Source organism: Methylocystis sp. JR02, assembly GCF_030063565.1.
Classification (GTDB): Bacteria; Pseudomonadota; Alphaproteobacteria; order Rhizobiales; family Beijerinckiaceae; genus Methylocystis; species Methylocystis iwaonis.
In genome coordinates, this window is the sequence record NZ_JASIRC010000001.1 from 566,930 (window position 1) to 587,262 (window position 20,333).

The following is a 20,333-nucleotide window of genomic DNA, read 5'->3' on the forward strand; positions in this document are numbered from 1 at the left end:
GCAGGGTGGGGGAAAGCCGCGGTAGCGATAAAGATTGTCGACCCCCACCCCTAACCCCTCCCCGCAAGGGGGAGGGAAGCGGCTCGCGCTCAGCGTGTGAGCGGATGCGTTACGCCGTCGCCTCGCCGGCGACCTTGCCGAAATCCGCCACGCCCATCATCACCCGGCGCAGCTCGGCGAGCAGGCGCAGGCGGTTGAGGCGCAGGTCGGCGTTTTCGGCGTTCACCGTCACTTTGTCGAAGAATTCGTCGACCGGCTCCCGGAGCTTCGAGAGCGCGCGCATGGCGCCGGCGAAGTCTTCCTTCGTGAGCCGCTCGGCGGTCTCCTCGCCGGCGCGGGCGATGGCCGCGGCGAGCTTGTGCTCCTGCGGCTCGATGCGCAGATTCGGCGCGTGGCGTTGGGCGTAGGCCTCGGGGCCGTCCTTCTTTTCCTCGGCCTTCAGAATATTCACCGCGCGCTTGAAGCCGGCGAGCAGGTTCTTGCCGTCGTCAGTGGCGAGGAAGGAATCGAGCGCTTCGACCTTTTTGGTGATCATGAGGAGATCGTCCTGAAGCGGCGCGGCCGCCTCGCCGTCGGCGAGGGCCACGGCGCCGAGCGCCGCGTCAATGAGATCGTAACGGGCGCCCTTGTCGCGCAAGTAGACCTTCAGGCGATCGACGAAAAATTCCAGAAGGTCGAGCGCGCTCGTTCCCGCCAACTCGTCATCAAGCTTTTTGAGCGCCTTCGAGTGGAAGGAGAAGGCGTTGTAGTGCTGGTCGAAAGCCGCGACGAGGCGCAGCCGCAGTTCGTTTTCGAGAATGATGCGGATGACGCCCAACGCCGCGCGGCGCAGCGCATAGGGATCTTTGCTGCCCGTCGGCTTCTCGTCGATCGCCCAGAAGCCCACGAGCGTGTCGAGCTTGTCGGCGAGCGCCACGGCGATGGAGACAGGAGCGGTCGGCACATAGTCACCTTGGCCCTGCGGCTTGTAATGCTCGTAGCAGGCGTTCGCGACCGACGCGTCCTCGCCCTGCGCTTTCGCGTAATAGCTGCCCATCAGCCCTTGCAGCTCGGGGAACTCGCCGACCATCTCGGTCACGAGATCGGCCTTGCAAAGCATCGCCGCACGTTCAGCCTTCTCGGGGTCCGCTCCGACGATCGGCGCCAGCTCCTTCGCGAGCGCCGCGATGCGCCGCACGCGTTCGCCTTGGGTTCCGAGCTTTTCGTGAAACACGATCTGGTCGAGCTTGGGCAGGCGCTCTTCGAGCTTCGTCTTCAGATCGGTCTCGTAGAAGAACTTCGCGTCCGACAGGCGCGCGGCGATGGGGCGCTCATTGCCGGCGATGATGGTCGCGCCATGGTCGCTCGCCTCGATGTTGGAGACGAGGATGAAGCGGTTGGCGAGGCTTCCGTCCTGCTTGCGCAGCACGAAGCACTTCTGGTTCACGCGGATCGTCGCGCGAATGACTTCCGGCGGAACGGAGAGGAAGCTTTCGTCGAAGGACCCCATCAGCGTCACAGGCCATTCGACGAGGCCCGAGACCTCCTCCAGCAGGCCGGCGTCCTCGACGAGCTCCAGATGCTGGGCGAAGGCGAGGTCTTTCGCGTCATGCAGAATAATGTCGCGCCGGCGGTCGGGGTCGATGACCACCTTGGCGCGCTCCAGCGACATGGCGTAGTCCTCGAAGCGCTTTACGCGTATTTCGCCCGGCGCCATGAAGCGATGGCCGCGCGTAACGTCGCCCGACTTTATGCCGTCGACCTCGAAGGGCACGATCTCCGGCGTCTCCGTCTCCGGGCCGAAGGTCGCGACGATGGAGTGCAGCGGGCGCACCCAGCGCAGGCTGTCGCTGCGCTCGGAGGCCGCGCCCCAGCGCATGGATTTCGGCCAGGGGAAGCTTTTGATGATCCCCGGCAGGAGGTCGGCGAGGACCTGGATGGTCTCGGCGCCGGGGCGCTCGATCACCGCGAGGTAGAATTCTGCGCCCTTTTTATCCTTCTCGATCTTGGCCTGATCCAGCGAGGCGAGACCGGCGCTTTTCAGAAAGCCTGCGACCGCCGCCTCCGGCGCGCCGACGCGCGGGCCTTTGCGCTCCTCGCGCACATCCGGCTGGCGGCCGGGCAGGCCGACCACCTGCAAGGCGAGCCGCCGCGGCGTGGCGTAGGCGGCCGCGCCCTCATAGGTCAGGCCGCGCTCGACAAGCGCATTGGTGACGAGCTTCCGCAGCTCGTCGGCCGCCTGCCGCTGCATGCGCGCGGGAATTTCCTCGGAGAAGAGTTCGAGCAGAAGGTCGGGCATTTATTCGTCCTGAATCTCGGTGGGGAGACCCGTACAGCGGCGGCGGAAACATGTCGAGGCTTGTCGAGGGGGCGGGGTGGGGTAGGGCCAACGGTTATCTGCGTCATGAGCCCCAATACCTCCCCTTTACGGGGAGGTCGGCGGCCGCAGGCCGCCGGGTGGGGCTCTCGCAGCGACGGCGGTGATGGGGGCCGGGCCCCACCCGACCCCGCCATAGCCCGACTGAAAGACGGGCGTCTAAAAGACGCCCTTTGGCGGGGTCACCCTCCCCGTAAAGGGGAGGGATTGGCTCACGCCCGTACGGCGTGGCTCCCTCTGGGCGCCTCATTCTGGCACGCGGGCGCGGCGCAAGCCGAAACGCTTCCGCAAGCCTAATGCTCCGATAATCAAATTCACAAAAATTTTCGCATTGCGACGCGCGGCCCGCGACGGCCCGCGGCCGCGTCAGATGCGGGTAGGCTTATGCGTCGTCGGTCGAAATCGCGTCGGTTTGTTGGCGTGCTGGCCCCCTGGGCCGTCAGCGTGATGGCGCCTTGGGCGCTCGGCGTCGGCGCGCTCGTCTCCTTCACCGCGAGCGCCGGGCAGGACACTGTCGGCGACTGGAATGTGGCGCCGCTCACCGCCCGCGCCCGTGCCGCCGCCGCCCCGGCGACTTTGCAGCTCGCGTCTTTCGGCGAGATCGCCACGGGCGAGCTTGGCCTCTCCGGCCAGAGCCGCGCTTTGGCGCAGAGCGCGCGGCTCATGGTGGGCGCCCCGGACGAGATGCGCTCCATCCCCGACGAGCGCGAGCCGCATGTCGATCTGAAGCCCGACGCCAAGGATTTCCCGGAGGTCGACCGCACCCATAAGGGCGATCCCGTCATCGCCATGCGGCCGACCTTCGAGACGCGCGTGATCAACCCGGCCGCGCTCGGCCTTGCCGAGCCGGCGGGTCTGACGTTCCGTATCGAGGGAAAACACGCGGCGCGCACAAGCCTCGCGCTTGCCCCGCGCGGCGCGCTTCCGGGCGACGACGCGATCTATGAGGCGGAGGCGGAACGCGCCGAATCGCTGAACACCACGCAGACCCAGAAAGCCACCGCGGCGGCCTCGCCCTCGCAAACCGCCTCGAAAGCCACGCCGCCCGTCGCCGAGCCGCCACGCGAGACCGCCAATCAGGCGCTGGCCGATCGCGCGCTGCATGGCGCGACGCCATCGGTTTCGCGCGCGGTTGCGCTCAGCTCCTCGACGCCGGCCCAGCCCGATGCGGTGCCGATCGAAGTGTCGTCCTTCCCGCGCGCCACTCTCGCGCTCGGCGCGCCCGACAGAGCGGCGCGGCCCGATTACGCCTCTCTCATCGATCGCGACAGCATGGATCGCGAGCGGCGCTGCCTTGCCGAGGCGGTTTATTTCGAATCGCGCAGCGAACCGGAGGCCGGTCAGGCGGCGGTGGCGCAAGTGGTGCTCAACCGCACGCAGAGCGGGCTCTATCCGGCGTCGATCTGCGGCGTCGTCTATCAGAACCGGCACCACTACAAGGCGTGCCAATTCTCCTTCGCCTGCGAAGGCAAGTCGCTGCGCATCACCGAGCCGGAATCATGGGCGACGGCCGTGCGCATCGCCAATGAGGTGATGGACGGGCGCACCTATATCACCGACGTCGGCCGCTCGACGCATTATCATGCGACCTACGTGAAGCCGAGATGGGCGCGCGCGCTGACGCGGATGGATATGATCGGGCGTCATATCTTCTATCGGCTCAAGCCGGGTCAGACGTGATTGCAGCGGCAGAGGCTTTGCGTCGCCGGAAGCCGCCGGTGCGCGCATAGATCGCAAACCAAATCACAAAAGCCGACGCGACGCTTGCACAGGCGAAGGGATGCGCGAGGATCAGTTGTCTCAAAGCGTCCATGTCGAAAGCCTCACACTCAAATAATGTTGCGAGCTTCGGCGCGTCGCGGTTAATTTTTCGGCGATGCGGTCAGGGAAACGCTCCGCTTGCGAAGGCGTCGTCGGCGCGTGGTTAAGGAAAAGCTAATCGATTGGCGCGCACGAGCCCGCGCACAGAGTTTCCGAGGTAGAACTCATCCCCCAGATCATCGAGCCGCAAGACCGCTTCGCGGGCGCGGCCCTCAGCGATGAGGCTCGCGCGCAGCGTCCCCGCCAGCAATCCGCTCGAGAGCGGCGGCGTGAGCAGAATGTCCCCCGAGGGAACGAAGAGATTGCAGCGCGCGCTCTCGCATAGCTCGTCGCGCTCATTGAGGAAGAGAACCTCGTCCGCGCCGTGGCGCTTTACGGCCTCGGCGAGCGACCCCTCATAGAGGGCGCGGCGCGTCGTCTTGTGGCGCAGCAGGGGGTCGGCGGAGGAGAAACGACGCTCGGCGAGAGCGACGCGCCAGATGGTTTCGGGTGGGATGGGATCGATGGGCGTGGCGGAGGTCTCGATCGAGCCGTTTTTGGACAAAACTAAACGAACTCGAAGCCGTCGGACGGGAGCCGCAATCTGCTCCCTCTCCCGCGGAGCGGGGGAGGGTTGGGGAGGGGGAACATCAGCTCCGGCTAACTCAGGGTTGAAAGGCCCCCTCCCTGTCCCTCCCCCGCTTTGCGGGAGAGGGGACGCGGTTGCGGCGTTCGGGCTCAAACCGGAAACGATTTCGGCGAGCGCCGCCAGAACCTTCTCCTCATCATGCCGAAACCCCAGCGCCGCGCTCGACGCCGCAAGCCGCGCCAGATGCTCCGGCAGAAGCGCGAATCCGTTTTCCTGCGTCCACAGCAGCGTTTCGATCAGGCCGAAGTCGGAGCCCTGGTCGGAATCGGGCAAATGGCGGTCTGGCGTCATGAGCCCTGATACCTCCCCTTTACGGGGAGGTCGGCGGCCGAAGGCCGTCGGGTGAGGTTCTCGCAGCAGCGACGGCAATGGGTGGCTGGGCCCCACCCGACCCCGCTTCGCGGGGCCACCCTCCCCGTAAAGGGGAGGGATCGGCTCACGCCCCGCGTTCGCTCGACTGCGTCCCGGTCAGGAATCGGGCCTTGATCAGACATTCCTCATACTCTTCGCGGGCGCGGGAATCGGCGACGACCGCCGAGCCGACATTGCAGACCAGTTCGTGGTCGGGAAAGAGCGTCAGCGTGCGGATCGCGACATTGAAGCGGATGTCGCCATCGGGCGCGATGAGGCCGAGCGAGCCGCAATAGACCCCGCGCGGCGCGCATTCGAGATCGCGGATGATCTCCATGGCGCGTATCTTCGGCGCGCCCGTCACCGAGCCGCAGGGGAAAAGCCCCGTGAAGAGATCGGCCAGCGTCACATCGTCCCGCAGCCGCGCCTCTATGCCCGAGGTCATCTGATGCAGCGTCGGATAGGTTTGCACGGTGAAGAGGTCCGTGACCTTCACCGAGCCGACCTCCGCGAGACGCGAGAGATCATTGCGGAGCAGATCGACGATCATGAGGTTTTCGGCGCGCGACTTCTCGTCCTCGACGAGATATTGCGCGCGCGCCATGTCCTCGGTCGGCATGACGCCGCGCTGCGCCGTGCCCTTCATCGGCCGGGCGCGGATGGCGCGCCCCTGCGCCTCGAAGAAGACCTCCGGCGAGAGCGAGACGACCGTCTCCTCGCCCAGCGCCACGACGCCGCCATAGGCGACGGGCTGGCGCTTGCGCAGGCCGCGATAGAGCGCCAGCGGGTCGCCCTCGTAGCGGCCGTAGAGCGGGAAGGTGAGATTGATCTGATAGACGTCGCCCGCGAAAATGTAGTCGCGGCAGGCCTGGAAACGCTCGGCATATTCGGCCTGCGACCAGGCGGGCGTCAGCGGGACATAGGGCGCCGCGGCTTCGGCGGGCGGTAGGGTCCAGGGCTGAGGCGCGCGGAAGGCGCCGAAGAGCAGCAGCGGCGTGCGCGAGCGCGGCGTCGTCTGCGTCCAGAATTTGGGCTCCAGCGCATAGCCCAGCTCATAGCTGGCGTAGCCGGCGAGATAGAGCCCGCGCTTCGTCGCCGCCTCCATGCGAGCGAAAGCGTCCTTGGCCTCGCGCGGCTCGCGCGCGACGATGATTTCCTCTGGCTCGCTAAAGAGCAGCGTGCGGCCGTCGCGCCCGTCCTCGAAGACGACATAGGGCCGCGCCGGCGCGTCGGTGAGCGTCGGAGAAATTGGGCTGGCGGCGACGTCGGGCATTTTGGGCGGGGCTCGTTTCACGATTATGTTACAACACAACAGGGCGATTGGGCGAAGAGCAATCTTGCAGTTTCGGCGCCTCGATCTGCCCTTTGCGGGGAGGGGGGCGCTGGATTGCTTCGTCGCTACGCTCCTCGCAATGACGGGGCTGAGTTTTCCCTGACAGCCTGGATCGCCCCGACACATCAGACGCCCTCACCTATGAAAGGGCGGGCGTTTTCGCAATCGGGAAATCTTCCCAGCGGCGTAGAACAAGTTTTGCTCTGTGGCCCTTTGCGGGCTATTGAGGATCATGTCCACTGGCCCCAAAAACGCGCAACCCATGCGCATCCTCTTCGTCGGCGACGTGCTCGGCCGCGCCGGCCGCGCCGCGGTGGTCCGCTATGTCCCGCGGTTGCGCGAAAAATGGGCGCTCGATTTCGTGGTCTGCAACGGCGAGAACGCCGCCGGGGGCTTCGGCATCACCGAGTCGATCTGCGAGGAGATGCTGATGGCGGGCGTCGATTGCGTGACGCTCGGCAATCACGCCTTCGACCAGCGCGAGACGCTTGTGTTCATCGAGCGCCAGCCGCGCCTGCTACGGCCGATCAACTATCCGCCGGGCACGCCGGGTCGGGGCTCCAATCTCTTCACCGCCGCGCGCGGCCAGCAGGTGCTGGTGATCAATCCCATGGGCCGCGTCTTCATGGACGCCATCGACGACCCCTTCGCCGCGATGGAGCGCGAGCTCGGGGCCTGCCCCTTGGGCGTCGCCTGCGACGCCATCGTCGTCGACATGCATGCTGAAACCTCGAGCGAGAAGATGGCGCTCGGCCATTTCGTCGACGGCCGCGCCTCTCTGGTGGTGGGCACGCATACCCATGTGCCGACCGCCGACGCGCAAATCCTGCCGGGCGGCACGGCCTATCTCACCGACGCGGGCATGACTGGGGACTACGACTCCGTTATCGGCATGGACAAGGAAGAGCCGATGCGCCGCTTCATCCGCAAGACGCCGGGCGCGCGCTACGAGCCGGCGAGCGGGGAGGCGACCTTCTGCGGCGTGGCGGCGGAGATCGGCGCCGACGGTCTCGCGACAATGATAACGCCCGTGCGGCTCGGCGGCCGGCTGAAGCGCGAATGGCCGCAGGAGTGGGGCGCGCCGTAAGGGCGGGCGCCGAGGGCGAGCGAGAGGCCGGGCGATAGGGTAATTGCGATCTGGCTGCGCGCTTGAGTTCGCCCCCCCCAATTCCGGGGCAAAGTCATGTCCGGGCTTTTCCTCGGACAAGCGGGGCCATGAAGCGGTAAGCGACATGAAGATGCGCGCATACGACCACCTTTGCCGGGCCCGCGCCTCCATATAGTATAGACATCCGATAGATTATGTGTACATCGACAAAGCGCAGGCGCGCTACTTCCGAGTAGCGCCCCAAAGCGTAATGTTATATTGTTACATGAGTCGCGCTGCTCTTATTACCGGACTATCCTCCCATGTCGCCTTTTCGCCTTCGGCGTTTGCTTGCCCTCGCCGCCATCGTCGGTGTCGCGGATCCGAACGGGCCCGCCTTTGCGCAGCGGGCGCTGCCGACGATCGAGGTAGGCGCGGCGCATCGCCAGCGGACGACGGCTCCCAGGCGCGCCGCCACCGCGACGCCTCGTTCGGCGCCGGTTTCACCGCTGGGCGCGCCTGCGCCATCCACCGTAGACAAACAAACGGCGCGGCTCGATCGGCTGCTGCCGAAAACCGGCGCCAATGTTTACAGGCTCGACCGCAGCGCGATCGAGTCGCTGCCGCAGGGCAATCAGGCGACGCTCGACCAAATCCTTCTGCAAAACCCGGGCGTGACGCAGGATTCCGCGGCGGGCGGCAGTTTCCACGTGCGCAATGAGCACGGGAACGTTCAGTATCGCGTCAACGGCATTCTCTTGCCCGACGGCGTGTCCGGCGGCTTCTCGCAAGTAATGGATACGGGCTTCATCGGCTCCGTCTCGCTCATCACCGGCGCGCTTCCGGCGCAATATGGATTGCGCACGGCGGGCGTCGTCGACATCGTGTCGCGCCCGCCCCCGCCGACGCCGGGCGGCAACGTCAGCATCTATGGCGGCAGCCATGCCACCGGACAGAGCGCTTTTGATTACGGCGCCCAGGGGAGCCGTTGGGAAGCCTTCGCTTCCGGCCGCCTGACCATGAACAATCTCGGCCTCCAAAATACGACGCCTGGCCATGAGGCGCTGCACGACCGGACGCGACAGGGACGGTTTTTCGGCTTCGCCTCCTATGCGATCGACGAGTCGACCAAGCTGAGCTTCATCACCGGAACATCCGTCGTCGGCTATCAAATCCCTAATAATCCCCGCCAACAGCCGCAATTCGCGCCCTATGGGGTCAACTGGTTCGACTCCGGCAAGCTCAACGAAAACCAGGTCGAGCGCACATTCTACAACGTGCTGGCGCTGTCGAAATCCACAGCCGAGCTGGACGCTCAGATCTCCTATTTCTCCCGTTACTCGACCGTCCATTACGTGCCGGACGCGATCGGCGATCTCACTTTCAACGGCGTCGCGTCCAACGTCTATCGCGCAGGCCTTGTCAATGGGTTGCAGGGCGACGCCGCCTACCGTTTGGGCGACCATACGCTGCGCGGCGGCTTCACCGTCAGCGGCGAGCAAAGCAAGGTGATCAACTCCTCGCTCGTCTTCCCGCTCGACGCCGACGGCAACCCGGGCAACACGCCGATCGGCGCCTATGACCCCAACGTCAAGCTGGGCTGGCTCGCGGGCGTCTATGCGCAAGACGAGTGGAAGCTCACGGATAAACTCACGCTGAACGGGGGCCTGCGTTTCGACCAGATGTGGCAATTCGTGACCGCCAATCAATTGAGCCCGCGCGTCTCGCTGACCTTCAAGCCGGTGGAAGACACGACGTTCCATGTCGGCTATGCGCGCTATTTTACGCCGCCCTCGCAGGCCCTCGCCGCGCCCACCAATCTCGCGGTCTACGCCAATACGACCCAGCAGGCGGAGGTCCCGCTCTCGAGCCCCGTGCGGCCCGAGCGCGCGCATTATATCGACGTCGGCGTGACGCAAAGGCTGACGCCGCAGCTCGAAGCGGGCGTCGATTTCTATTACAAGCGGGCGAGAAACCTCCTGGACGACGGCCAATTCGGACAAGCCTATGTCCAGACCGCTTTCAATTACGCCCGCGCCTATAATACGGGCGTCGAGTTGAAGGCGCTTTTCCGCGACGGAGATTTTCGCGCCTACGCCAATCTCGCCTGGGCGCGCCAGCGCGCGACTCAGGTAACGTCGAACCAGTTCCTGTTCGGTTCGGACGAGATCGACTACATCTCGGGCCACTACATCTACACTGACCATGCGCAGACGCTGAGCGGCTCCGCTGGCGCTTCCTATGTCTTCTGGGGGACGCGCGGGTCCGTCAGCATGATTTACGGCAGCGGCCTGCGCAGCGGCTTCGCCAACACCACGCACGCCTCGCCCTATACGCAGCTCAATCTTGGTCTTGCGCGTGAGATCGGAACGGTTTTCGACCGGCCCCTGACCTTGCGCTTCGACATCGTCAATCTTCTCGACCACGCCTATCAATTGCGCGACGGCTCCGGGATCGGCGTCTTTGCGCCGCAATACGGGCCGCGCCGGGGTTTTTTCGTCGGGCTGAAGCAGGCGTTTTGAGGGGTGGATCGACACAAGCTGCGGCGTACGTCATGGCCGGGCTTGTCCCGGCCGCCCACGCCGCGCGAATACAGCTAACGCTTGGCATAGGTCGCCTCTTGGCGTGAGCAGTGCTTCGAAGCATCATGAAGCCCGCCCGCCCTGAACTTCATCGAAAGCGCCAACGTGTCCTGCAGGGCTGTGCCCCTCGGCGTGGGTGGCCGGGACAAGCCCGGCCATGACGGTTCCCGAAATTTGTCACTCCCAAGCCCCTCGAGGGGAGGATGGAGGATGGGGGAAGGCGCGGTGATGAGCGCCTCGTGGAGAGGCGCGCCCGCCCGCCGTCTACCCATCGCCGTCAAGGTCCATTAAATAGCCCGTGACCGCAAGCTGCGGCGGGAGCGGAGCCAGCCTATGAAGTGGGAAGATTTACAGACGTCTGAGAACATCGAGGACCGCCGCGGCGAAGAGGGCGGCTACGGTGGGGGCCCGAGCGTCGGCGGCGGCGGCATCGGGCTCGGCACGATGGTTGTTCTCGGCCTCATCGGCTGGGCGCTCGGCATTAATCCGGCGGTGCTCATCGGCGGCGCGGAGATGCTCAGCAAGATGCATGGCGAGCGCGGTCAGATCGCGCAGCAGGAGGAGCGCCCGCATCAGACGTCGAAGCCGACCGATCAGATGGGCCTTTTCGTCTCCAAAATTCTCGGCTCGAACGAAGATGTGTGGGCGGCGGTGCTCCCCGAGCAGAAGGGCATCTCGTTCAAGGCGCCGCGCCTCGTGCTCTTCGACGGCGAGACGACCTCGCGCTGCGGGCAGGCGCAATCGGCGATGGGGCCGTTCTACTGTCCGCTCGACCAGCGCATCTATCTCGACACCTCCTTCTTCCGCGACATGAAGCAACGCTACGGCGGCGGCGGGGATTTCGCCTACGCCTATGTCATCTCGCATGAGATGGGGCATCACATCGAGAACCTCCTCGGCATTCTGCCCAAGGTGCAGCGCGCCCAGGCCCGCGCCGGCAGCCGCGCCGAGGCCAATGCGCTCTCCGTCCGCGTCGAGCTGATGGCGGATTGCCTCGCGGGGGTCTGGGCGAAGAACGGCGACGCGCGCAGCCATTTTCTGGAGGAGGGTGACATCCAGAAAGCCGTGGCTTCGGCCCAGGCGATCGGCGACGACCGTTTGCAGAAGGCCTCGCGCGGCTATGTCGTGCCCGACAGCTTCACGCATGGCTCCTCTGCCCAGCGCACCGAGTGGCTGCAGCGGGGCCTGAAAAGCGGCAGGATCGACGCCTGCGACACCTTCGGTCGGTGATCAGAAGGTGCGGCGCGCGCTGCTCGAGAGCTCCGAGCAGCGTAGCCGCCTGGCGAGGCGCGAAAGATCGGCGCTCGCCTGCGCCCGCAAGGCGCTTTTGCGTGCGATGATTCCGGCCGGCGCGGCGAGCCTCGGGACAAGCCTTGTGACAAGCGACGCAGGCGCGGCGCGCAGCACATAGGAGCGATCGCCGCCGCCATAGGCGAAGGCGTCGTTCACCTCGTCGATGAAGCCGCGCTCGACCGCATAGCCCGCATTCAGCAGCAAAATCCCTTCCCGTCGCGCGGCGGCGAGCGCCTGCGCGAGCCCTTCCGACATTTGCTCGGCCTCGACCAGCTCGCAGCCCGCTTCATCGGCCACCTTATCGAGCCCGCGGCCGGGCGCGCCGGCAAGAACCGCGTCGGCGACCAGCCCCTCGACACAGGCTTCGACCAGCGAGGCGAGGCTGCGCGTGACGGCGTCCCGGCGCAGCGGTTGGGCGTGTGCGTCATAGGCGAGGAGAATGGCTGTCAACATCGCGACAATGCATAGCCTAAACCGCTGCGCGACGGAATGTGGCGCCAAATAAAGAGGCTTTCGCCTCATTTGCCTGGCGCCGGCCATTGCGCCCGCCGCCGCCATCGGCCACCATCCCGCCCATGCCGACGAGTCCCTTTCCGCTCGAGCTCCTCACGACCGAACAAATGGCCCGCGCCGATCGGATGACGATCGAGAGCGGCGTGCCGAGCATGGAGCTTATGGAGAGCGCCGCAGTGGCGATCGCGCGGGTGACGAGCCGCATTCTCCAGCGCACCAGCGGGCGCCGGGTGCTCGTGCTCTGCGGTCCCGGCAATAATGGCGGCGACGGCTATGTGGCGGCGCGGCTCCTGAAGGCGCAACGCTACAAGGTGCGCGTCGCTTCGCTCGTGCCGCCCGACCAGTTGCGCGGCGACGCGGCGCGTGCGGCGGCCGGCTGGACCGGCACGCTTTTGCCGGCGGAAGAATGCGATTTTCACGGGGTCGATCTCGTTATCGACGCGCTCTTCGGCACGGGCCTCGCGCGCGATCTCGATCCCGACGCCCAGGCGCTGGTGAACCGCCTCAACCAATGGCGCCGCGAAACCAAGCAGAATGTCGTGGCCGTCGATATTCCGAGCGGCGTCGACGGCACCACCGGGGCGATCCGCGGCGCGGCGGTCGAGGCGGACGAGACCATCACTTTCTTTCGCGTGAAGACCGGGCATCTGCTGCTGCCGGGCCGGCTGCGTTGCGGCAAGCTCACCTGCGCCCATATTGGCATCCGCGCCTCGACCCTCGAATCAATGGCGGTGCGGACCTTCGTCAACGCCCCCGAGCTGTGGCTGTCGGCGCTGCCGCGGCCGAAGGTGGACGGGCATAAATATACGCGCGGCCATGCGCTGGTCGTATCGGGCGGCGCCTCCTTCACCGGCGCCGCGCGGCTTTCCGCTGCGGCCGCTTTGCGCGCGGGCGCGGGGCTGGTCACGCTGGCGAGCCCGAGCGACGCTTTGCCGGTCAACGCCAGCGCGCTCACCTCCGTCATGGTACGGCCGGCCGACGGCGCCGCTGGCCTCGCCGCGGTGCTGGCCGACGAGCGCAAGAACGCCGTCGCCATCGGCCCAGGCCTCGGCGTCAGCGAAGAAAGCTGCCGGCAGGTGGAGGTCGCGCTGACGCCGCAGGCCTATCGCCGCGCCGCCGTGCTGGACGCCGATGCGCTGACGAGTTTCGAGAGCGACCCCTTCCGCCTGTGGCGCGCGACGCGCGCCGCGCCGGGCCCGGTGGTGATGACGCCGCACGCGGGCGAATTTGCGCGGCTTTTCGCGGAATGTAACGCCGATTGCGCGCTGCGCTCGAAGCTCGACAGGGCGCGCGACGCCGCGCGGGTGAGCGGGGCGGTCGTGCTGTTCAAGGGACCGGACACGGTGGTCGCCGCGCCAGACGGCCGCGTTTCCATTCTGCCCTATGCGAGCCCCTGGCTCGCCACCGCCGGCTCGGGCGACGTGCTGACGGGAATCGTCGCCGGTCTCCTCGCCCAGCGGATGGACGGGTTTTTCGCCGCCTCCGCCGCCGCCTGGATGCATGCGCGCGCCGCCGAAATTTTCGGGCCGGGGCTGATCGCGGACGACATAACCTCGTCGCTGCCGCAAGTTTGGCGGGAGCTTTATGGCCCCGTCAAATGAATAAGTTTTAATCTGATAAAATAAGTCTGGCGCGGTAAAAGAAGAGTAGTGGAACCATGACCTTTCGCCCCCTGGCGCTTGCGCGTGTCTCTTCTAGGGCTAGGTTGCGTCCAACTGCGTGCGCTGGCGGTCTATAAGAGTCACAATAATCAACGACGGGCGGATGATGAAAGCACACGATAAGCTCCTTCTGGAAAACAAGGCTTGGGCGCAGGAAGTTCGTCGTCGGGAGCCCGACTATTTCGAGCGCCTCGCGCGTGGCCAAGACCCCGAATTCCTTTGGATCGGCTGCGCCGATAGCCGTGTGCCCGCCGATATCATCGTCAACGCCGAGCCGGGGCGCATCTTCGCGCATCGCAATATCGCCAATCAGGTGATCGTGACCGACTTCAACTGCCTCGGCGTGGTGCAATATGCAGTCGAGGTTTTGAAGGTCAAGCATATCATCGTCTGCGGGCATTATAACTGCGGCGGCGTGAAAGCGGCGCTTTCGCATCAAACGCCCGAGTTGATGCTCGTGCACAAATGGCTGCTGCACATCAGGGACGTCTATCGCCTTCACAGAGAAGAGCTCGACGCTCTGAACTCTTTGGATGATAAGGCGGACCGCCTCGTCGAACTCAATGTGATCGAGCAGGTCAATAATCTCTCCCATACGTCGATTTTGCAGAAAGCCTGGAAGGCGGAGCGGCGCCCGATGGTGCATGGCTGGGTCTTCGGCGTCGAGGACGGGCTGTTGAATCAGCTCATTACCTTGGGGCCGGATAGCGAGATCGACCCACTCTACAGATGGGAGGACGCACCGCACTAATTCCGAGTTTTTCCAGCGATTTGGCGTTTCCTCTCCTTCCTCCCGAGGCGGCTTCGAAGAGGCCCTCGAGGACGAGGGAAGGGGAAAATAGCGCGATCGGCTTTCTCGTCATGAAGACGTCGTCTGTGACGGCTCTTCAAAATGAGGGAGTTTCTTGCGCGATTCGCCCTGCTATTGAACCCAAGCGACTGAACAGGAGACTTCAGCCGTGCTTCGCAAACATCTGGACTACTACCTACGTTATCTCGACCACGACATTCCGGCGGGGCTTGTCGTCTTTCTCGTGGCGTTGCCGCTTTGTCTCGGCATTGCCGTCGCTTCCGGGGCGCCGCCGTTTTCGGGGGTCATCGCCGGCATCGTCGGCGGGCTCGTCGTCTCGATCGCCAGCGGATCGCAGCTCAGCGTCTCGGGGCCGGCGGCCGGCCTTGCGGTCATCGTCGCGGCGGCGGTCGAGAAGCTCGGTTTCGACGGCATGCTGCTCGCTGTCGCGCTTTCCGGCCTCATCCAGGTCGCCATGGGCTATGTGCGCGCCGGCGTGATCGGCGCCTATTTCCCGTCGTCGGTGATCAAGGGCATGCTCGCCGCAATCGGCGTCATTCTGATTATGAAGCAATTGCCGCATGCCGTCGGGTACGATGCGGACGCCGAGAGCGATCTGTCCTTCCTCGAGGGGGACAGCCATACAAGCTTCTCGTTCCTGACGTCTGCCTTGCAGTCGATCTCGCCGGGCGCGACCCTCGTCGCCTGCGTTTCGCTTGGCATTCTCATCCTATGGGAGACGCCGACGATCAAGGAGCGCAAAATCCTCTCGCTTGTGCCCGGCCCGCTGGTCGCCGTCATTTTCGGCGTGTTCTTCAACCTTATTGCGCGGTCGGCGCTTCCTTCGTTGGCGATTGCGCCGCAACATCTGGTCGGGCTGCCCGCGATCTCCGGTCCTTTGGAGTTCTTTCGCGAGTTTCACTTCCCCGATCTCCATCTGCTCGCCAACGCGCAAGTCTATGTCACGGCCGCGACGATCGCGCTCGTCGGCAGCCTGGAGACGTTGCTGAGCCTGGAGGCGGCCGATAAGCTCGATCCTTTGAAGCGTACGGCGCCGCCGGACCAGGAGTTGAAGGCGCAGGGCCTCGGCAATTTCATATCCGGAATGGTCGGCGGCCTGCCGATCACGGCGGTGATCGTCCGCAGCTCCGCGAATATCAACGCCGGCGCCCATACCAAGGTCTCGGCCGTCGTGCACGGACTGTTGCTGCTGCTGGCCGTGATGTTTCTTTCCTCGATTCTCAACATGATCCCGCTCGCTTGTCTCGCTGCGGTGCTGCTGCTCACCGGCTACAAGCTCGCCAAGCCAAAGTTGACGATCGAGCAATATGAGAAGGGATTCGACCAATTCGCGCCCTTCGCCATCACGATCGCGGCGATCCTCCTGACCGATCTGCTGGAAGGCATGGCGATCGGGATGGCGGTCGGCATTTTCTTCGTGCTGCGGGGCAATTACCATTCCGCCTTCGCGCTCACCCGCGACGGAAGCAATTATCTGCTGCGCTTGCAGAAGGACGTGTCCTTCCTCAACAAGGCGCCGTTGCGCGACATTCTCGACAGCATCGAGCCGGACAGCTACGTCGTGATCGACGGCACGCGCGCGACCTTCATCGACCACGACATTATGGAGACGCTCGACGATTTCTTCAAAGCGGCGGGCGACGACAATATTCGCGTCGAGCTGAAGAATATGCGCGGGCTGGCGCCTGTGAACGGGCTCGTGGCGGCGGCCTGATCAAAGCGGCGGCGGCAAGTGATGGCGCTCGCCGCCGCCCTGGTTGACAAACCCCGAGGCGACCTCGTCCTTCGAGACGCGAGCTTCGCTCGCTCCTCAGGATGAGGCCTAGCGGGTATGGCGTATTTTGCAGAAGCCCTTCATGCTGAGGAGCCTGCGCAGCAGGCGTCTCGAAGCACGAGGGGCGTTAGACGAGGCTTTATCAGCAGTCTGAAGCGCGCGCCTATGTCTCATACGAGATTTGCTTGATTGGTGCGGTGTCATTCCCGACGCTCGCGAAGCGAGCGATCGGGAATCCAGAGCCGAACCAGCGCTTTTGTGGCTCTGGATTCCCGGTCGGGCTTTCAGCCCGCCGGGAATGACAAGTCCCAATGCGAGCTGTTCAAACGGAGATGGTATCAACCTTCATCCGGCCTGAAATTCTCGAAGACGATTTGGTCCGCCCATTGCCGCGCGACAGTGGCTTGCGCGGCCGAATGGATCGTCCACACCGTTACGGGAATGCCGAGCGCTTCGCGTGCGAGGAAGGGAATGGCGTGCGGAAGATCGGCGGCGTTCCAGGAAAGAAAATCCGGCCGCGTGCGCGGATAGTGCAAAAAATGAGTCATTTCCGCGCGCCGTTGGGGCGTCAACATCGGCCAGTCGGCTTCGTCGTAGCCGGCTTCGCCGACGACGCCGAGCGGGATATGGGCGACGCCGAGCGCTTCTCCCTGCGCGCGCAAGAATGCGATCAGCTCCGGATCGAAGCTTTCGACCACAACAGGCCCATCGTAATGCGCCAGCCTTTCGGCGACGCGCTTTGCGACAGTCAGATCGCCGTCGAAGTCACTCTTCAATTCCACAACGAGCGGCGCGCGGCCGCCGATCGCCGTGAGAAAGGCGTCGAAAGACGGTATGGTTTCCGAAGCGCCGCGCAGCGCCATCGCTTCGAGGCTTCGCGTATCGTAATCAGCGACCCTGCCGGCATGCGCGGTGAGACGCTCCAGCGCCTCGTCGTGGAAGACGACGAGACCGTCCATCGTCGCCTGCACGTCGCATTCGATAGCGTAGCCCGCAGCGATCGCCGCGATCGCCGCGCCGATTGAATTCTCGACCAGCCCGCCGTCATGCAGGCCGCGATGCGCAATCGGCGTGGCGGTAAGCCAGCTAAGGTCTTTTCCCGTCACCCGAGAATCTCGAAAATGCCCTCGACCTCGACGGCGGCGTCGAGCGGCAGTTGCGCGACGCCCACGGCGAAGCGCGCATGCTTGCCATTCTCGCCCAAAACGGCGGCGAAGAGATCGGAGGCGCCGTTGACGACTTGCGGCACCGGCCCGAAATCGGGCGTGCAATTGACATAGCCGCCGATGCGGACCGCCTTGAGCCGAGCGAGATCGCCGACGGCGGCGTTGGCCTGCGCCAGAACATTCAGCGCCGCCTGCCGCGCCGCCGCTTGTCCGTCTTCGAGCGACACGCTCACGCCGAGCTTGCCCTTATGGGCGGGATCGATTCCGCCGGCGCCCATGGGCAATTGGCCGGAGACGAAAAGGAGATTGCCCGTTCGCATAAAAGGAACGTAATTCGCGACAGGCGCGGCCGCGGCGGGCAGAACGAGCCCGAGCGCGGCAAGGCGCGCGGCGGGCGTATCGCTGGCCGAATTCGACATGGTCGGGTTTCCTTCTCTGTCCAGAAAACATTTGCTCCGGCGTCTGGCTGACCCTAATTTCAGCCCTCCCGCGACGCAACGGCGGCGCATGATTTGCCGGGTGACATCCTCTCATGATTTCCAAGCGCGCGCTCTTCATCGTCGTCTCACTTGCATCGAATCTGCCGGCGGCTCTGGCCGAAGAGGCGCCGCCGCTCGCGAGCCACCGCGCGGTCTATGAGCTGACCCTGGGAAAGGCGACAGGCTCGAAGGCGCCGGCGCAGGCGCGCGGGCGCATCGTTTTCGACTTTGCCGCCTCCTGCGACGGCTATGTGCAGAATTTTCGCCAGATCACCGAGCTTGTGCCCGAGGAGGGCGCCACGAAGCTATCGGACATGCGCTCGGCGACGTTCGAGTCGCTCGATTCGAATGAATATCGCTTCAAGATAGAGACCAAGGTCGACAGCACCTCGGCCGAGCAGGTCGACGGCAAGGCGCGTAAGGAAAAGGGCCCGCGCGTCGCGGTCGATCTCTCACGCCCCAAGCGCGCGCAACTCGACATCGCCGGACCCGCCTTATTCCCGAGCGAACATCTTCGCCGCATCGTCGACGCCGCGCGCAAGGGAGAGCAGCTCCTCGAAGCGCGCGTTTATGATGGGACAGGCGAAGGCGACAAGGCTTTCGACACGCTCACGGTGATCGGCAAGCGCTTGGAGACGCCGGCGGCCGAGAAGGCCGTGCAGGCAAACGCGCTCAAGGGCATGCCGCGCTGGCGCGTTTCGGTTTCTTATTTCGAGCCGGGCAAGCGCGACGGCCAGCCGATCTATGTTCTGTCTTTCGATCTCTACGAGAATGGCGTCTCGCGCGCGCTGACGCTCGATTACGGCGATTTCGTTCTCAAGGGAGAGATGACGGAATTGACTCTCCAGCCGACGGCCGTCTGCAAGAAGTAACGCCATTTCCCCTTGAACAGGTGGCGTCGGGGCCGCCTCGCCGTCATTGCGAGGAGCAAAGCGACGAAGCAATCCAGAGCCACGCGATGGCCCTGGATTGCTTCGCTTCGCTCGCAAGGACGGCGCATGCGAGCCGTTCAAGCGGAAATAGTGTCATTCGGACGCTCTCGTATGAGCGAGGGAATCCAGAGCAAACGCGCGCTGTGGTTGCTCTGGATTCCCGATCGGGCTTTCAGCCCGTCGGGAATGACCAGGCTCGGCCTCGCGGGTTGTCTGGTTACCCGACGCTGCGAAAGAAATCCCGCAGGCGTTCGACGAACGTCTTCTTGCGCCAGAAGATGACGCCGTGAATATCGAGCGTCTGCTTTTCAAAGGGCGCGATGGATGGCGCGATGAGGAGCCCGCGGTCTTCGGGCAGGCGCATGAGATCGCGCTCGTCTTCCGGCATGGCGATTTCGATTTCGCCGCGCGCGAGGATGCGCCGGGTCGGATAGTGGAGCAGCATCAGATGACGCACGAGCTCCTGCATCTGCGAGCGCGGGCTTTTGCGGAAGGCGGCGTTCGTACCCTGGATTTTGAAAACGCCGCTGTCGTCGCTCGAGCGCAGCATCAGCCCGGCAAGGCGTCCCTCGCCGGGCCAGACGCTGGCGCCGCCGCGCGAAATTTCCAGGAAATCGCCGTCGAAAACGCGCGATGACAGCGCCCGCAGGGCGCAGGGCCCTTGGAAACGCGCTTCAGCCGCATCGACATAGGAAAAGCGCGCCGGCGCGGAATGTCGGTGAGATGGCGCCGGGACGCCTAAGCGTAGCGCAGCGAGCAACGCATCCGCGATGCGTTTTGCGGCGCCAGTCGTCAGATGGTTTTCGTCCTGGAATTGCGCCGGCCCCAAGCGCCGCTCGAAGACCTCGGACAGCCATAGCGCGGCGACGGACCTTCGCTGCGCCGCCTTGCGATAAATCCTTTGCACGCGCGTCTTCGCGCGACGCTGGCGGTCGGCAGGGCGCGGCTCCAGGCACAAAAGGAACAAGCCGATCCCCGCGTGGGCGCAGAAGTCCATGACGGCCTCGAGCGCGTCCTCGATCAACGCGGGCTCGAGGACGTCGGCGTCGAGAAGAAGAATGTCGTTGAGGCAATATTCGAAGACGATGAGGTCGGGCGCTTCGGCGCCGTCGCGCGCGCGCTTGAGCAACGCCATCAAGCCATAGAGCGAGCCGACCGCGCCGAGAAAGCGGTTCTCGACCTCGTGATCTTGGGCGCGCTGGGCGAATTGGACGGCCCAGCCATCCTTGATGCCCGCATTGGAGCCGCCGAGCAGGAGGATTTTCACGCTGCAGCCCTCGCGCGCTCGATCAAGGATCTCTCGCGGCGCCGGCGTTCAGGCCGCCGTAGAAGCCGCTCCAGCCTGCGTGGGGCTTTTCCTCTTTCTTCGTCATGGGTTCGATCGGCCGGCCGTGAAGCGGAACATCCGCCTTCCGTCCGCGCTCGGCCTTGGGGCCGCGCATGGCGGGAGCCCGTCCGAGGGCATCCGTGGCGAGGGCAGGGGCGGCGGCCGTTATGCCTGCGCTCAGGAGGATCGCGAAAAAGCGCGTCATGGCGGCTTCCTGCC

The 20,333-nt window shown here is 65.1% G+C and carries 16 protein-coding genes; 8 read left to right on the forward strand and 8 right to left on the reverse strand.

Features of this window, described 5'->3' with window-relative positions; genetic code table 11:
• Positions 1-109: 109 nt before the first annotated feature.
• Positions 110-2,278: a glycine--tRNA ligase subunit beta gene (gene glyS, locus QNA11_RS02525; protein WP_283481851.1), complete on the reverse strand. Its 2,169-nt coding sequence runs from the start codon at positions 2,276-2,278 to the stop codon at positions 110-112.
• A gap of 462 nt (positions 2,279-2,740) precedes the next feature.
• Between glyS and QNA11_RS02530 the strand changes: the two genes are divergently transcribed.
• Positions 2,741-4,036, forward strand: coding sequence for a cell wall hydrolase (locus QNA11_RS02530; protein ID WP_283481852.1), 1,296 nt, complete (start codon positions 2,741-2,743; stop codon positions 4,034-4,036).
• A gap of 244 nt (positions 4,037-4,280) precedes the next feature.
• Here QNA11_RS02530 and QNA11_RS02535 read toward each other — a convergent pair whose 3' ends face one another.
• Together QNA11_RS02535 and QNA11_RS02540 are read right to left on the reverse strand one after the other, a co-directional pair.
• Entirely contained in the window at positions 4,281-5,096 is an 816-nt protein-coding gene (locus tag QNA11_RS02535) for an aminotransferase class IV (RefSeq protein WP_283481853.1), read from the reverse strand.
• A gap of 145 nt (positions 5,097-5,241) precedes the next feature.
• A complete protein-coding gene (locus QNA11_RS02540; protein WP_283481854.1) occupies positions 5,242-6,429 on the reverse strand; it encodes an aminodeoxychorismate synthase component I in 1,188 nt (395 codons plus the stop codon).
• A 322-nt stretch (positions 6,430-6,751) separates the two neighbouring features.
• Between QNA11_RS02540 and QNA11_RS02545 the strand changes: the two genes are divergently transcribed.
• The 3 genes from QNA11_RS02545 to ypfJ all read left to right on the forward strand — a co-directional run bounded on the left by QNA11_RS02545 (position 6,752) and on the right by ypfJ (position 11,388).
• The gene (locus QNA11_RS02545) at positions 6,752-7,576 is read left to right on the forward strand and encodes a TIGR00282 family metallophosphoesterase (protein WP_283484149.1); all 825 of its coding nucleotides are present in this window, start codon (positions 6,752-6,754) and stop codon (positions 7,574-7,576) included.
• Positions 7,577-7,899: 323 nt separating this feature from the next.
• The gene (locus QNA11_RS02550; protein WP_283481855.1) at positions 7,900-10,098 is read left to right on the forward strand and encodes a TonB-dependent receptor; all 2,199 of its coding nucleotides are present in this window, start codon (positions 7,900-7,902) and stop codon (positions 10,096-10,098) included.
• A gap of 393 nt (positions 10,099-10,491) precedes the next feature.
• The gene (gene ypfJ, locus QNA11_RS02555) at positions 10,492-11,388 is read left to right on the forward strand and encodes a KPN_02809 family neutral zinc metallopeptidase (protein WP_202073490.1); all 897 of its coding nucleotides are present in this window, start codon (positions 10,492-10,494) and stop codon (positions 11,386-11,388) included.
• Here the strand turns inward: ypfJ and QNA11_RS02560 are convergent, their stop codons facing one another.
• Positions 11,389-11,904, reverse strand: a complete 516-nt coding sequence (locus QNA11_RS02560; protein WP_283481856.1) for a transposase — start codon at positions 11,902-11,904, stop codon at positions 11,389-11,391.
• 122 nt (positions 11,905-12,026) lie between these two features.
• Between QNA11_RS02560 and QNA11_RS02565 the strand changes: the two genes are divergently transcribed.
• The 3 genes from QNA11_RS02565 (at position 12,027) to QNA11_RS02575 (ending at position 16,150) form a co-directional block, all read left to right on the forward strand.
• Positions 12,027-13,565: an NAD(P)H-hydrate dehydratase gene (locus QNA11_RS02565; protein WP_283481857.1), complete on the forward strand. Its 1,539-nt coding sequence runs from the start codon at positions 12,027-12,029 to the stop codon at positions 13,563-13,565.
• A 163-nt stretch (positions 13,566-13,728) separates the two neighbouring features.
• Positions 13,729-14,376: a carbonate dehydratase gene (gene can, locus QNA11_RS02570; RefSeq protein WP_283481858.1), complete on the forward strand. Its 648-nt coding sequence runs from the start codon at positions 13,729-13,731 to the stop codon at positions 14,374-14,376.
• Between the two features lie 208 nt (positions 14,377-14,584).
• Positions 14,585-16,150 carry a SulP family inorganic anion transporter gene (locus QNA11_RS02575; RefSeq protein WP_283481859.1) on the forward strand — a complete coding sequence of 522 codons (1,566 nt, stop codon included), beginning with the start codon at positions 14,585-14,587 and terminating at the stop codon, positions 16,148-16,150.
• Positions 16,151-16,548: 398 nt separating this feature from the next.
• On the opposite strand, the gene QNA11_RS02580 is transcribed toward QNA11_RS02575, so the two are convergent.
• Positions 16,549-17,316 (reverse strand): glycerophosphodiester phosphodiesterase family protein, encoded by a 768-nt coding sequence (locus QNA11_RS02580; protein ID WP_283481860.1) that lies wholly within the window; start codon positions 17,314-17,316, stop codon positions 16,549-16,551.
• On the reverse strand, positions 17,313-17,795 hold the full coding sequence (locus QNA11_RS02585; protein ID WP_283481861.1) for a RidA family protein: 483 nt from the start codon (positions 17,793-17,795) through the stop codon (positions 17,313-17,315). Before QNA11_RS02585 ends, QNA11_RS02580 begins: the two co-directional genes overlap by 4 nt.
• 113 nt (positions 17,796-17,908) lie before the next feature.
• Between QNA11_RS02585 and QNA11_RS02590 the strand changes: the two genes are divergently transcribed.
• Positions 17,909-18,727 carry a cell envelope integrity EipB family protein gene (locus QNA11_RS02590; RefSeq protein WP_283481862.1) on the forward strand — a complete coding sequence of 273 codons (819 nt, stop codon included), beginning with the start codon at positions 17,909-17,911 and terminating at the stop codon, positions 18,725-18,727.
• Positions 18,728-19,004: 277 nt separating this feature from the next.
• Here QNA11_RS02590 and QNA11_RS02595 read toward each other — a convergent pair whose 3' ends face one another.
• Positions 19,005-20,054 (reverse strand): SGNH/GDSL hydrolase family protein, encoded by a 1,050-nt coding sequence (locus QNA11_RS02595; protein WP_283481863.1) that lies wholly within the window; start codon positions 20,052-20,054, stop codon positions 19,005-19,007.
• Between the two features lie 22 nt (positions 20,055-20,076).
• Complete coding sequence (locus QNA11_RS02600) at positions 20,077-20,319, reverse strand: hypothetical protein (RefSeq protein WP_283481864.1); 243 nt, start codon at positions 20,317-20,319, stop codon at positions 20,077-20,079.
• Between the last annotated feature and the right edge of the window lie 14 nt (positions 20,320-20,333).